Genomic DNA, 13,392 nt, shown 5'->3' on the forward strand with positions numbered 1-13,392 from the left:
GTCAGACCACAAAACGTATGAGTATAAGGGACAGAACAAGACCGACCAATGCAAAGGCAATGCCATACCCGGCTGCATATTGCGCCATGTCGGCGCCGGTGCCGTTGCGCTTGCGCGCTGTCATCGCCCCAAGGATTGCCCCCAATATCGCCATTCCCAGAATTACGACCATGCGTTATCCGCCTCTGTTGTTGGGGGATCCTTCCGCAACTTCCTGATTAAGCGACCGGACCACCGTTTCCGAGCCGAACCCGTAACGTGCCCATCCCAGACTGTCCAGCCTGACAGAGCGTGCCTCAGCCGTCCGGCCCGCCTGATTGAGGGCTTCGGATTTCAGAAGCAACAATGTCGCCAGTTGCGAGGCATTTTCGGCCCGCATCATCACGTCGATGGCCTTATCCAATTCGGGCAGGGCTTCGGGGCCTTTGCCTAGTGCTAGTGCGAAAGCGGCAGTCTGTGTAGTGATATAGGCCTGATGGATTTCGGTGCCGGGGGTTGCGCGCAAGTATTGCAAAGCGGTCTGATAATTGCGCAGCGCGTCCTGCGGTTTGTCGAACTGACCCATCCGCCCCATCAGGTAAAAGGGATAGGCGCGGCGATGATCGGTCCAGCCCTGTTCCTGACCGATCCGCGCGGCCTTTTGCGCGGCCCGCAGGCGCCGTTGCGTATTCAGTTGCGGGCGCAGGGATTTTTGAACCGCATTGATCCATTCACGCGGCGTTTCAGATAGCGGCTGCATTGGTATGTTCTCGCCACGCGGGTTCAGGCGCCTCAGAATGCCGGGTAGGGCGGCCTCAACCTGTTCGCTTGTCATGCCGCTGCGCAGTTCGGGTGCGTAGGCCGTGCGCAGGATCAGCATGTCAAATCCGGTAAGGACAGTATGGATATTGTCATCGTTGAACACTGAATCCGGCAGATGATACAGATCGTTCAGCGGTCCCAGTGACTGCGCAATCTCTTCATGCAGGCAATCGCGTTTTTCCTGCGGGCTGACGTCGTATGGAATAAAGATGCCCAGACGTTCGCGGCTGCGCAGCCGGCTCCAGCTGCTTATCTGTTTGCGCCGGTTGCGGCGGTACTCTTCAAAGCTCGAAGAGTTCGGCACCACGAAACAGGCCGCCTGTGGCAGAATTTCGTGGATCTCTGCCTGACTGACGGCTTCGATGGTGATGTTGGCCGTGCCGTCCGAAATCTGTTGAATGTCGATCCCGGCCTCGCGGCGCAGGCGGGTCAGCAATTGAGTCAGGTCGCGCTGCATCCAGGGCGTAGGTGAGCCGGTCAGACGCACGGTGATCGGCGTTTCAAACCGCGTGAATACCGGCAGTTTCGCGCCCCCTTCCAACGCGAAATGTAACGATACGAAATCCGCCGCGATATTGGCGTTCGACCGGCCCGGTGGCATCGGGAACGCGCGGGTGAATGTCTTGGCCGGGGGCAACGTCTCTTCAATCGCCTGCACGCGAGTTGGTACTTCGGTCGTCTCAACCGCTGCGCAGCCTGCCAGCGCCACACCTGCAACAAGGGCCAGCCATCGCATCATGGGCGCTGATACCGGATAAAGGGCGTCTGTTTGCCGATGCGGTCATAAAGTTTGCGGGCGGTGTGGTTGAAATCCTGCGTCAGCCAATAGACTGAAGGCGCGCCCTGTCGGTCGGCTTCATCATACACCGCCTGAATCAGAGCGCGGCCGACTCCGGAACCACGCGCCTGGGGGCGGGCGAACAGGTCTTGCAAGTAGCACACGGATTCAACCTTCCACGCGTGGCGGTGGAAAAGGTAATGCGTGAGACCAACAAGCCGCCCGTTTTGTTCCGCAACAAAACATGAGAAATCGTGCGGATCGTCGCCCAGCAATCGTGCGAAGGTGCTGTCATAGATCTCATCTGCGACCGTTGTTTCATAAAACGCCAGATAGTCGCGCCACATGTCGGACCATTCAGCGCGGTCTTCGGGCCGCAAGGCGCGGATGGTCAAAGTGTCAGTCAATCACAGGGTCCCGTCTGATCCGGTCATAGGTAGCCCGGATAAAACGGACCGCCACCTGCAATGCTGACAGCCAGACCTGTCCAAGGCAAGCAGCGATCACCAGATGCTCAACAGGTTTAGCGTTTGCTGCGCGCCATAAAGGCCAGTCGCTCGAACAGATGCACGTCCTGTTCGTTCTTCAGCAACGCACCGTGCAGCTTGGGCAAAGCGTTCGCACCATCGCGTTTCAGGTCTTCGGACGTCAGGTCTTCGGCCAACAGCAGTTTCAGCCAATCCAGCACTTCGGAGGTTGAGGGCTTTTTCTTCAGCCCCTGCGTTTCGCGGATTTCATAGAATTGCGTCAGGGCAGTGGTCAGCAACGCATCTTTGATACCGGGGTGGTGGACCTCGACGATCCGGCGCATGGTCGCCTCGTCAGGGAAGCGGATATAGTGGAAGAAACAGCGGCGCAGAAACGCGTCGGGCAGTTCCTTTTCATTGTTCGAGGTGATGATGACGATGGGGCGGTGTTTGGCCCGGATGGTCTCACCAGTCTCGTAAACATGGAACTCCATCTTATCGAGTTCCTGCAGCAGATCGTTGGGAAACTCGATATCCGCCTTGTCGATCTCGTCAATCAGCAGAACAATCTTCTCGTCGGCCTCAAACGCCTGCCACAGCTTGCCCTTACGGATGTAGTTGGACACGTCATGCACGCGTTCTTCACCCAGCTGACTGTCACGAAGCCGGCTGACCGCATCGTATTCGTACAGACCTTGTTGCGCGCGGGTGGTGGATTTCACGTTCCACTCGATCATGCGCAGCCCCAGTGCGCCTGCCACCTGTTTGGCCAGTTCTGTTTTGCCCGTGCCAGGTTCCCCCTTGACCAGCAAGGGGCGTTCCAGCGTCACGGCAGCATTCACCGCAATGGTCAGGTCATCGGTGGCAACATATTCGGCGGTGCCTTGGAAACGTGCGGTCATGGGCCCCTCGTTTGGTTTTGCGCAATCTGTGTTGTTCGGGTTACAGAGAGGCGATGATTTTGACAAGCGGGCCACGGCGTCGCGGGATCAGATTTTCGTAACGACTCCAATCCCTTTTGCGTGATTCGACGTCCGGCGGGTGCCGTGTCTGTTGGGGATCGCCTAATTTTCGCCTGACAATTTCCACAGTATAACAAGGTTTTGTTGTTATTTGTCTCATATTTAGACATGCCGGGGACGTGACGTATTAAGACGACGTTTGTGTAGTGACATTCGTGCGTGCGTCGGATACATGCACCGCAGAAGGGAGTGCCAAATGTCAGGTCAAACAACAGCAACCGACGTTACTGGCCATACCGAGGGAGCAAAAATGAAGCAGGAAGTTTTTCTGCCGGAGGATTATCGCCCGGCCGAAGATGAACCTTTCATGAATGACCGTCAGCTTGAGTATTTTCGCCGCAAGCTGCTGGATTGGAAGAATGAACTATTGGCGGGCAGCCGCGACACGATCGAAGGGCTGCAGGACAACACCCGTAACATTCCGGACGTTGCAGACCGCGCAAGCGAGGAAACAGATCGCGCGCTGGAGCTGCGGACCCGCGACCGTCAGCGCAAGCTAGTTGCCAAGATCGACTCGGCCCTGCGTCGCATCGAAGAGGGCGAGTACGGCTATTGCGAAAAGACGGGCGATCCGATTTCGCTGAAACGTCTGGATGCGCGTCCAATCGCGACCATGACGCTTGAGGCGCAGGAACGTCACGAGCGTCGCGAAAAGGTCCACCGCGACGATTGATCGCTGGAACTTTGGTACTAATTCAAACGCCGGGGCCTGTTGCTCCGGCGTTTTTGCGTTAAGCCGGTGCCATGGATATCAACGGTCTGAAATTCAATGTCATCGGCGGCGGAATAGGGGGGCTGGCAGCCTCTTTGGCACTGCGGCAACGCGGGGCGCAGGTCACGGTTCTTGAGCAGGCTCCGGCCCTGACTGAGGTTGGCGCAGGATTGCAGATCAGCGCCAACGGCATGGCGGTTTTGCGGGCGCTGAATGTGTTAGGGGATAAGCCCGAGGGCGGGCAGTTGTCTCACGGCACAATTCTGCGAGATTATCGCAACGGTCGAGTAATAAGCCGTATTCCCGCACCGGCGGCCGGACCGACCTACTATTACCATCGCGCAGATTTGCTGGACCTGTTGCGCCGGGCGGCTTTAGAGGCGGGCGTTACTATCCAGCTGGGCGCGCAGGTGGCGCAGGTTCTCCAACATCCGGCAGAGGCGGAAATCGTTATCAATGACGGCGAACGCTTGCGGTGCGACTGTGCTATCGCGGCGGACGGGGGCCGCAGCACCATACGTCCGACCCTGAACGGGCCAGAGGCCCCTCAGTTTACGCACCAGATTGCCTGGCGTGCGACTATCCCCTTGTCAGAACGAGAGGAGATGCCTTGCGCCTCACTGACAATGGGGCCTGGACGCCACGTCGTCACCTATCCGTTGCGCGATCAGCAACTGATGAATGTGGTGGCAATTGAGGAACGCTCGGACTGGCAAGAGGAAGGCTGGCGGCTGCAAGGCGATCCGAATGATCTGCGCGCGCGTTTTGCCGATTTCGGGGGGCCAGTGGGCGATATTCTGTCTGACGTGACCGAAACCCATCTTTGGGCCCTGTTCCTGCGGCCTGTGGCGCAAAGCTGGCAGAACGGGCGGTTGGCGCTGCTGGGCGACGCCGCGCATCCGACCTTGCCCTTTATGGCGCAAGGGGCCTGTTTGGCGTTAGAGGATGCGTGGATTCTAGCCCGCACCTTCGAAGAAAAACCCGATGTGACACAAGCTCTTGCTGCCTATGAAACCCGCCGTCGCCCAAGGGCCAAACGAGTTGTGGCTACCGCCGGAGCCAACGCGCGAAATTTTCACCTGCGCGGTCCCATGCGACTGGCGGCACAGATGGTGCTGATGGCCGTTGGACCAAGGCTTTCGAAAAAATATGAGTGGATCTATGCCTACGACCCGACCGCATGATTGATTACAGGTCGAGCTGAACCCAGACTGGCACGTGGTCCGACGGTTTCTCATGCCCTCGCACGGCTGCATCAATCTGGCAGTCTTGCATCAGATCGGCAGCCTGAGGTGTCAGCAGAAAGTGATCGATACGAATGCCATCGTTCTTGTTCCACGCACCCGCCTGATAGTCCCAGAATGAGTAGTGACCAGGTCCTTGTGTGCGGGCCCGAAACGCTTCGGTAAAGCCCAGATTGAGGATTTTGCGAAACGCCGCACGGCTTTCCGGTCGGAACAAGGCATCCTCGCGCCAGGCATCCGGGCGGGCGGCATCTTCGGCCTGTGGGATGATGTTGTAATCTCCCGCCATAAGTGCCGGTTCTTCGCTGGCCATCAGTTCGCGCGCCCGATGATACAGCCGTTCCATCCAGGCCAGCTTATAGTCGTATTTCGGTCCGGGTACCGGGTTGCCGTTGGGCAGGTACAACCCGCAAATCCGCAGCGCTTGCTTGCCGATCACGGTCGCTTCGATCCAGCGCGCCTGTTCGTCCTCGTCATCTCCGGGCAGGCCACGGGACACATCCTCAAGTGGAAGTTTTGATAAGATGGCGACGCCGTTAAAACTTTTCTGGCCGTGGGTTTCGACGTTATAACCACGTTCCTCAAATATCTCGCGCGGGAAGTTTTCATCGACCGACTTGATTTCCTGCAATAGGACGACGTCAGGTTGTGCTTCGTCAAGCCACCGGGGCAGAGCTTCGGCCCGCGCTTTGATGCCGTTGATGTTAAACGTGGCGATTTTCATGCGCGATCCTCCGGCTGACTGCCGGTTGATCTATCCCTCAACCACGCGGGCAGGGCAAGGTCACATTGAAAAAGACGTACCGCAGCCGCAGGATGAGGTCGCGTTGGGGTTTTCGATCACAAACCGCGCACCAATCAGTTCCTGCGTGAAATCGATCACTGCATTTTCCAGAAACGGCAGAGAAATCGAATCGACAATGACCTTTTGGCCTTTGCCTTCCAGCACAAGATCGTCGTCTTTGGGTTCGTCCAGCGCGATTTCGTATTGAAAGCCGGAACATCCGCCGCCTTCCACTGCGACGCGCAGGGCCTGACCCTGATCCGCTGCGCCAATCTCGGCCAGACGGTCAAAGGCGCGTTCTGTGACTGTGGGGGGCAGATTCATGCCAGTCTCCAAAGGTTTATTTCCTTTACGCCTTACAATATAGAAATTGCAAGGACAGGCGACAAGGATAAGGCCTTTGGACAGAGCAGGTTTTGCCTCGGACCCAGGCCGCGCAAGGGGGCGGCTAGTACCTGAGGAGGAAAGCAGTTTCCGATCATGCTTTCAGCGCGACCGGGATCGGATCATTCATGCCAGCGCGTTTCGGCGGCTGAAACACAAGACACAGGTGTTTGTTGAACATGAAGGCGACAGTTACCGCACGCGCCTGACGCATTCTATCGAAGTGGCACAGGTGGCGCGCACGATTGCCGGGGCATTGGGATTGAACCCCGAACTGACCGAAGCCGTGGCATTGGCGCATGATCTGGGGCACACGCCCTTTGGTCATACCGGAGAGGACGCCTTGCACGCTTTGATGGAGCCATACGGCGGCTTCGATCACAACGCGCAGGCCATTCGGATCGTCACCAAATTGGAACGCCACTATGCCGAATTCGACGGCTGCAACCTGACATGGGAATGTCTGGAAGGCATAGCCAAGCATAATGGGCCTGTGACAGGCGAATTGCCGTGGGCGCTGGCCGAGTGCAATGGCGGTTTTGACCTTGAACTGCACACCCATGCCAGTGCCGAGGCACAGGTGGCCGCGCTGTCTGACGATATAGCCTATAACAATCATGATCTGTTGGATGGGCTCAGGGCCGATCTGTTCACGGACGCTGAAATTCAGCAATTGCCCATCGTCGGTGATTGCTATGCGGAAGTGGACCGCAAGTACCCTGGTCTGGACCCGTATCGGCGCAGGCACGAAGCATTGCGTCGCGTGTTTGGAGTGATGGTTTCGGATGTGATCGACACCTCGCGCGACCTGATCGCTGATTCTGGGGCGCAAACGGTCGAAGATATCCGGCATCTGGGTTATCCGGTGATCCAGTTCTCGGCAGGGCTTTGGGCGCAACTTAAAGAGATCCGCGCCTTCCTGTTTTCGCGGATGTATCGTGCGCCCAGCGTCATGAAGGTCAGGGCCGAAGTGTCTGCGGTCGTTGAAGAATTATTCCCGATCTACTTGAACGATCCCAAACAAATGCCAGCCCATTGGCACGGCGATATAGAAGCAGCCCGGGATGAGACGGTGCTGGCACGGATTGTGTCGGACTACATTGCAGGTATGACCGACCGCTTTGCCTTGCAGGATCACAAAAGGCTGACGGGGCGGTCGTCACTCGATGCCGATATAGGCTAGCGCCCAAACCTGTTGCCCGGATTGCTCGTCTGCCAGATCAGCATCATCTGTGGGCGGAAAAACGATCATCGTAGGGCCATAGCCGCCGATCCCCATCGGACTGCCATCCGCATGCGTTGCCACGATGGGTTGGTGCGCCTGAATACTGTCCCATGGGATTTCGGACTGGTATCCATCCATCGCCATTGGTTTGGCAGTCTTCCCTTCGGCCCCTGCCATGACCATCAAATCCGACAAAAGCGGACCAGAGAAGGCGACGTCGCGCTGATTGTCTTCGGGGCCGTAGGCAATTGTGATCTCCACTTGCGCTAGACCGTCAAGCATCGCGGCGTCAAATCCGGCGCCGCCGCTGTGCTGCACTTCGAGATAACCCAGCAGACCACCGTCATTTTCACCCCGAGCCGGTAAGTTGGTTTCCGTCACCGCCCCGCCCAGCGTCAGAAGAACATGGCCCTGCGGCGCGGGCATATCGGCCCAGACCGGGATCGAAGTGGTCAGGACGAATGCAAGGGGCAGGGCAAGACGCATGGAACGATCTCCGAGGTTAGGAATTTCCTGTGACCTTAGCCCGGTTTACCGCTAATCCAAGCGGAAACTGATCGCTTCCATTGACCTTGCCGCTTTGCGTGGTAAACCGCCGGGCAAGCAAAAGGACATCCGAAATGAACCTGTTTTCCGAGATCCGCGGCCTTGTACTGGACGCGCTGGCACAGATGCAGTCCGAAGGCGCGCTGCCCGAGGGGCTGAGCTTTGACAATGTGGCGGTCGAACCACCGCGTGATGCCGCGCATGGCGACATGGCGACAAACGCCGCGATGGTGCTGGCGAAGCCGGCCAAGATGAAGCCGCGCGACATTGCCGATGTGTTGGCCGGAAAGCTGGCGGCGGATGACCGGATCACCAGTGCCGAGGTAGCGGGGCCGGGCTTTTTGAACCTGCGGTTGGCGCCTTCGGTTTGGCAGGGTGTTTTGGCGGCAGTGTTGGAGAAAGGCACGGATTATGGCCGCTCGACTATGGGGCAGGGGCAAAAGGTCAACGTGGAATATGTGTCGGCCAACCCGACTGGGCCGCTGCATGTTGGCCATACGCGGGGCGCGGTGTTTGGCGATGCGCTGGCAAGCTTGTTGGCCTATTCCGGCCATGATGTGACCCGCGAATACTATATTAACGACGGCGGTGCGCAGGTCGACGTGTTGGCACGCTCGGCCTACGAGCGCTATCGCGAAGCCAACGGGTTGAGCCCCGAGATTGCCGAAGGCTTGTATCCGGGCGACTACTTGATCCCAATCGGCGAAGCGCTGAAAGAGAAATACGGCGACAGCCTGATCGACAAGCCGGAAAGCGAATGGCTGGACGATCTGCGCGAGTTCTCGACCGACGCGATGATGGACCTGATCCGCGCTGACCTGAAGGCGCTGGGCGTAGAGATGGATGTGTTCTTCTCGGAAAAATCGCTCTATGGCACAGGTCGGATCGAGGCCGCGCTGGAGTCGCTGACCGAAAAGGGCCTGATCTATGAAGGCGTTCTGGAGCCGCCAAAGGGCAAAAAGCCCGAGGATTGGGAGCCGCGCGAGCAGACCCTGTTCAAGTCCACCGAACATGGCGATGACGTCGATCGCCCGGTGAAGAAGTCGGACGGCAGCTGGACCTATTTCGCCCCCGACATTGCTTATCATTATGACAAGGTGACCCGTGGTTTTGACGCGTTGATCGACGTATTTGGTGCGGACCATGGCGGCTATGTCAAACGGATGAAGGCAGCAGTATCGGCGCTGTCTGATGGCAAAGTGCCGCTGGATATCAAGCTGACCCAGCTTGTGAAGCTGTGGAAGAACGGCGAGCCATTCAAGATGTCCAAGCGGGCCGGGAACTTTGTCACCCTGCGGGATGTGGTCGATCAGGTTGGGCCGGATGTGACCCGCTTCGTGATGCTGACTCGTAAGAACGACGCGCCCCTGGATTTCGATTTCGACAAGGTGCTTGAGCAGAGCCGCGAGAACCCCGTGTTCTACGTTCAATACGCTCATGCCCGCATCATGAGCGTGCTGCGCCGAGCCGCCGAGGCAGGGATTGTCGCTGATGACGTGACCCTTGCGGGTGCGGACCTCAGCAAGAACGATCACGCCTCGGAACTGACCGTGGCCAAGAAGCTGGCTGAATGGCCTCGTTTGGTTGAGATCGCCGCGCGCACGAATGAGCCGCACCGGGTTGCCTTCTACCTGTATGAGCTTGCAGGAGACTTCCACGCGCTGTGGAATAAGGGCAACGACGAGACTCAACTGCGTTTCATCCAGGATGGCGATGTTGCCACAAGCCAGTCAAAAATCGCATTGGCCCGCGCCGTTTCTGTTGTGATTTCAGCGGGCTTGGGTATTCTTGGCGTTACTCCGGCGCAGGAGATGCGGTAACAAACACCGCCCGAAGCACCGGTACGAGGTAGGCAAGAAATGACCCGCGCGCCTTATTTTCTGGCGTGAATCGGGCGGTGAGGCGGACATGGCACGTTACGATTACTCGGGGCAGATGCGCCCCGAGCAGATGCATTACACGAATCAACCACATCCTCAGGATGGGTATGACTATTCCGACGACATGCACGGGTATGAAGAAGCGCCGCGCGCAGCGGGTCTGGGTCGTATCGTAAACGCGCTGGGCGCGGTTGCGTCCCTGGCATTGGTCGCTGGCATTGGTGTTTGGGGTTACAAGCTGGTGATGCGCGATGTTAGCGGCGTACCGGTCGTACGTGCCATCGAAGGGCCCATGCGCATTCAGCCAGAAAGCCCCGGTGGAACACCTGCCGATCATCAAGGACTGGCCGTCAACACGGTGGCCGCGGTCGGAACAGCCGCACCCCCGGCGGATCGTCTGATCCTTGCGCCGCGCCCGGTGTCCCTGTCGGATGAGGACACGCCGGTTGAGCCTCTGAAGCCCACCCCGGCCGTGCATGTGGTGCAGGAAGAGATTTCTGATCAGGAGGCTGCGCAATTGCGCCAGGGTTCGGTAGACGCTCTGGTCGCCGAACTGGCTGGTGATGCGGCACAAATCGACCAACCGACCGAGCAGGGCGTGCAACTGGCCTCTTTGGTCGTGCCCGAAGAAGAGCCCGCGATTGATCCCGCTGATCTGGCCGCACAGTTGCCCGATCCGGAACTGGCCGCACTGCCGGGGGTTCGCAGGTCTTTGCGCCCCAACACGCGCCCGGCCCGTTCTACACCCAGCGGGATCACCACCAGCAGCAGTACTGAAGACGCGATCAACGCTGCGGTCAAAGCTGCTGTGGGGCTGGATATTGACCCGGACACATTGTCCAAGGGCACGCGCATGGCCCAGCTTGGGGCCTATGAAAGCACGGATGTAGCGCGGGCTGAATGGGATCGCCTGAATGGCCGTTTCGGTGAGTATATGGATGGAAAACAACGTGTTATCCAAAAAACCTCACGTGGTGGACGGACCTTCTATCGTTTGCGGGTTCTGGGATTTGACGACCTAAGCGACTCGCGTCAGTTCTGCGCTGCCCTCGAAGCACAAGGCGCCGATTGTATCCCGGTGGCCGCTCGGTGAGTTTCGGCGCGGCAATCACTGATGCCGAAGGCTTGCGCCTGACGCCCGAAGAAAAAAGTCTGTTTCAAGAAATGAACCCGTTTGGGTTCATTTTATTTGCCCGCAACATCGATACCGCCGATCAGGTCCGTGCTCTGTGCGACGACTTCCGCGAGGCTGTGGGACGCAATTGCCCGATCACCATTGATCAGGAAGGCGGCCGCGTGCAACGGCTGCGCGCACCACTGGCGCGGGAATGGATGCCACCGCTGGATCATGTCGCGGGCGCGGGGGATCAGGCTGAACGCGCCATGTATCTACGCTATCGCCTAATCGCGAATGAGCTGTTTGAGCTGGGGATCGACAGCAATTGTGCCCCGATGGTGGATCTGGCGCGTGATGATACGCATGCCTTTCTGAAGAACCGCTGCTATGGATCTGATTCAACAACAGTTTCCGGGATCGGAAAGGCGGTTGCCAAGGGGCATCTGGATGGTGGTGTTCTGCCAGTGATCAAGCACATGCCAGGCCACGGCCTGTCCACGCTGGACAGCCACCACGACCTGCCACATGTCGATCTGACGCAAGACGCATTGGAAGAGACCGATTTCGCGCCGTTCCGTGCCTTGAACGACCTGCCAATGGGGATGACGGCGCATTTGGTTTATGACCGGATCGACCCACAACCGGCTACGATTTCACCCACAATGATCGGTCTGATCCGCGACAGGATTGGGTTTGATGGCCTGATCATGACCGATGATATCTCGATGAAGGCCCTCAGCGGCGCACCCGAGGAGATTGCCCGTCAGGCGCTCAACGCCGGGTGCGACGTGGTTTTGCATTGCAACGGCTCGTTTGAAGCCCGCGCCAAAGTGCTGGAAGCCGCCGGAGAAATGACCGAGCAGGCCGAGATACGCGCAGAAAAGGCGCTGGCAATGCGGCAAAAGCCTGCGGAACTTGACATCCCCGCGACTGAGGCGGAACTATCTGCCCTAATGGGCGGGCAGGTATATGAACGATAACCTTTTCAGCGAAGACCCGGTCTCGGTCGCGGATCGCCTTGCGGCCGAAGCCCTGATCGTTGACGTCGACGGGTTCGAAGGCCCGTTGGACGTGTTGTTGACCCTGTCGCGGACACAAAAGGTCGACCTGCGGAAAATCTCGGTTCTAGCGCTGGCGCAGCAATATTTGACATTTGTTGAAAAAGCCCGGGCTCTGCGGATTGAATTGGCAGCTGACTATCTGGTTATGGCGGCGTGGCTGGCCTTCTTGAAATCCCGCCTGCTGCTGCCCCCTGATCCGGATGACGAGGGTCCGTCAGGTGAAGAACTGGCCGCGCATCTGGCGTTTCAGCTAGAGCGCTTGCAGGCCATGCGTGATGCTGCGGCCCGCTTGATGGCGCGGGACCAGCTGGGCCGCGATTTCTTCAAACGCGGGCAGGGCGAGGACGTCACCCGCATCCGCACTGTGACTTATTCGGCAACCCTGCTGGATTTGATGCAGGGGTACGCTCGCATCCGCACACGCGACGAATTCCGCCCCTTCGTGATGGACCGTGACGCCGTGTTCACGATGGAACAGGCGCTGGAGCGGATGCGCCCCCTGATCGGCTTTGCGGGCACCTGGACGGATATGGAGACCTATCTGCCCGATGGTTGGGACGCGGACCCTGTCCGCAAACGCTCGGCCACGGCGGCGACCTTTGCGGCCTCGCTGGAATTGGTGAAAGAAGGACATATGGAAATCAAGCAGAGCGAGACCTTTGCCCCGATCCATCTGCGCAAGAGGACTGACACACGTGACTGACGCCCCCGAAGACGAAGGCACCGGCACCCTGTTCGAAGCACCGCCGCTGGCAGAGCAAGAGCGCATGGTCGAGGCCGTGCTGTTCGCCAGCGCCGAACCGGTGACTACCTCTGATCTTGAGGCCCGGATGCCCCATGGCAGCGACGCGGCGCAAGCCGTTGAAATGCTTCAGAAACGATATGAAGGGCGCGGCGTGCGGGTGGTCAAGGTTGGCGAGGCCTGGGCCATTCGAACTGCCCCCGATCTGGGCTTTTTGATGCAAAAAGAAACAGTTGAAACCCGCAAACTGAGCCGTGCGGCCATCGAAACGCTGGCTATTGTGGCCTACCATCAACCCTGTACGCGGGCTGAGATTGAAGAAATTCGCGGTGTTTCGGTCTCACGCGGGACGATCGACCAACTGCTGGAAATGGAGTGGATCAGGTTAGGCCGTCGCCGAATGACACCGGGCCGTCCGGTGACATTTGTGGTGACGCCGCATTTCCTGGACCATTTCGGGCTTGAGAACGCCCGCGACCTGCCGGGGCTCAAGGAACTGCGCGCCGCTGGCCTGCTGGAAAACCGGCCACCGCCGGGCACCATCCCACTGGGCGAGGGGCGCGAAGAAGAGCAGGATGAAGATCAGACCGAACTGTTCGAGGAAGAGTGATCAAACGCCCCTTTTGGTG

15 protein-coding genes are annotated in these 13,392 nt (G+C 58.7%); 8 read left to right on the plus strand and 7 right to left on the minus strand.

Going from position 1 to position 13,392, the window contains the following annotated elements; all coding sequences use genetic code 11:
* Position 1 precedes the first annotated feature (1 nt).
* From ACR0LY_RS01735 to ACR0LY_RS01750, 4 genes are all read right to left on the minus strand, one after another.
* Positions 2–172 carry a hypothetical protein gene (locus ACR0LY_RS01735; protein ID WP_170348993.1) on the minus strand — a complete coding sequence of 57 codons (171 nt, stop codon included), beginning with the start codon at positions 170–172 and terminating at the stop codon, positions 2–4.
* Between the two features lie 3 nt (positions 173–175).
* The gene (locus ACR0LY_RS01740) at positions 176–1,540 is read right to left on the minus strand and encodes a DUF2927 domain-containing protein (RefSeq protein ID WP_170348992.1); all 1,365 of its coding nucleotides are present in this window, start codon (positions 1,538–1,540) and stop codon (positions 176–178) included.
* Positions 1,537–1,986 carry a GNAT family N-acetyltransferase gene (locus ACR0LY_RS01745; RefSeq protein WP_367647911.1) on the minus strand — a complete coding sequence of 150 codons (450 nt, stop codon included), beginning with the start codon at positions 1,984–1,986 and terminating at the stop codon, positions 1,537–1,539. The genes ACR0LY_RS01740 and ACR0LY_RS01745 overlap by 4 nt, the downstream gene beginning before the upstream one ends.
* 116 nt (positions 1,987–2,102) lie before the next feature.
* Positions 2,103–2,948: an AAA family ATPase gene (locus ACR0LY_RS01750; RefSeq protein ID WP_170348991.1), complete on the minus strand. Its 846-nt coding sequence runs from the start codon at positions 2,946–2,948 to the stop codon at positions 2,103–2,105.
* A 370-nt stretch (positions 2,949–3,318) separates the two neighbouring features.
* On the opposite strand from ACR0LY_RS01750, the gene dksA reads away from it, so the two are divergent.
* Entirely contained in the window at positions 3,319–3,741 is a 423-nt protein-coding gene (gene dksA / locus ACR0LY_RS01755; protein ID WP_170348990.1) for an RNA polymerase-binding protein DksA, read from the plus strand.
* 71 nt (positions 3,742–3,812) lie between these two features.
* Positions 3,813–4,964: an FAD-dependent monooxygenase gene (locus ACR0LY_RS01760; RefSeq protein ID WP_170348989.1), complete on the plus strand. Its 1,152-nt coding sequence runs from the start codon at positions 3,813–3,815 to the stop codon at positions 4,962–4,964.
* 4 nt (positions 4,965–4,968) lie between these two features.
* Here ACR0LY_RS01760 and xth read toward each other — a convergent pair whose 3' ends face one another.
* Positions 4,969–5,748, minus strand: coding sequence for an exodeoxyribonuclease III (gene xth, locus ACR0LY_RS01765; RefSeq protein WP_170348988.1), 780 nt, complete (start codon positions 5,746–5,748; stop codon positions 4,969–4,971).
* 60 nt (positions 5,749–5,808) lie between these two features.
* A complete protein-coding gene (locus ACR0LY_RS01770; protein ID WP_170348987.1) occupies positions 5,809–6,132 on the minus strand; it encodes a HesB/IscA family protein in 324 nt (107 codons plus the stop codon).
* Between the two features lie 76 nt (positions 6,133–6,208).
* Here ACR0LY_RS01770 and ACR0LY_RS01775 point away from each other — a divergent pair, with 76 nt between their 5' ends.
* Entirely contained in the window at positions 6,209–7,375 is a 1,167-nt protein-coding gene (locus tag ACR0LY_RS01775) for a deoxyguanosinetriphosphate triphosphohydrolase (RefSeq protein WP_170348986.1), read from the plus strand.
* Here the strand turns inward: ACR0LY_RS01775 and ACR0LY_RS01780 are convergent.
* Positions 7,352–7,903 (minus strand): putative pterin-binding protein, encoded by a 552-nt coding sequence (locus tag ACR0LY_RS01780; RefSeq protein ID WP_170348985.1) that lies wholly within the window; start codon positions 7,901–7,903, stop codon positions 7,352–7,354. The two genes, ACR0LY_RS01775 and ACR0LY_RS01780, sit on opposite strands and share 24 nt — an antisense overlap.
* A 134-nt stretch (positions 7,904–8,037) precedes the next feature.
* Between ACR0LY_RS01780 and argS the strand changes: the two genes are divergently transcribed.
* From argS to scpB, 5 genes are all read left to right on the plus strand, one after another.
* Entirely contained in the window at positions 8,038–9,783 is a 1,746-nt protein-coding gene (argS, locus tag ACR0LY_RS01785; protein WP_170348984.1) for an arginine--tRNA ligase, read from the plus strand.
* A gap of 88 nt (positions 9,784–9,871) precedes the next feature.
* Positions 9,872–10,936, plus strand: coding sequence for an SPOR domain-containing protein (locus ACR0LY_RS01790; protein ID WP_170348983.1), 1,065 nt, complete (start codon positions 9,872–9,874; stop codon positions 10,934–10,936).
* Positions 10,933–11,940 (plus strand): beta-N-acetylhexosaminidase, encoded by a 1,008-nt coding sequence (gene nagZ / locus ACR0LY_RS01795; protein WP_170348982.1) that lies wholly within the window; start codon positions 10,933–10,935, stop codon positions 11,938–11,940. Before ACR0LY_RS01790 ends, nagZ begins: the two co-directional genes overlap by 4 nt.
* Positions 11,930–12,724 (plus strand): segregation and condensation protein A, encoded by a 795-nt coding sequence (locus ACR0LY_RS01800; RefSeq protein ID WP_170348981.1) that lies wholly within the window; start codon positions 11,930–11,932, stop codon positions 12,722–12,724. Before nagZ ends, ACR0LY_RS01800 begins: the two co-directional genes overlap by 11 nt.
* Positions 12,717–13,373, plus strand: a complete 657-nt coding sequence (gene scpB / locus ACR0LY_RS01805) for an SMC-Scp complex subunit ScpB (protein ID WP_170348980.1) — start codon at positions 12,717–12,719, stop codon at positions 13,371–13,373. The genes ACR0LY_RS01800 and scpB overlap by 8 nt, the downstream gene beginning before the upstream one ends.
* Positions 13,374–13,392: the final 19 nt, after the last annotated feature.

Source organism: Ruegeria sp. BC5, assembly GCF_056539205.1.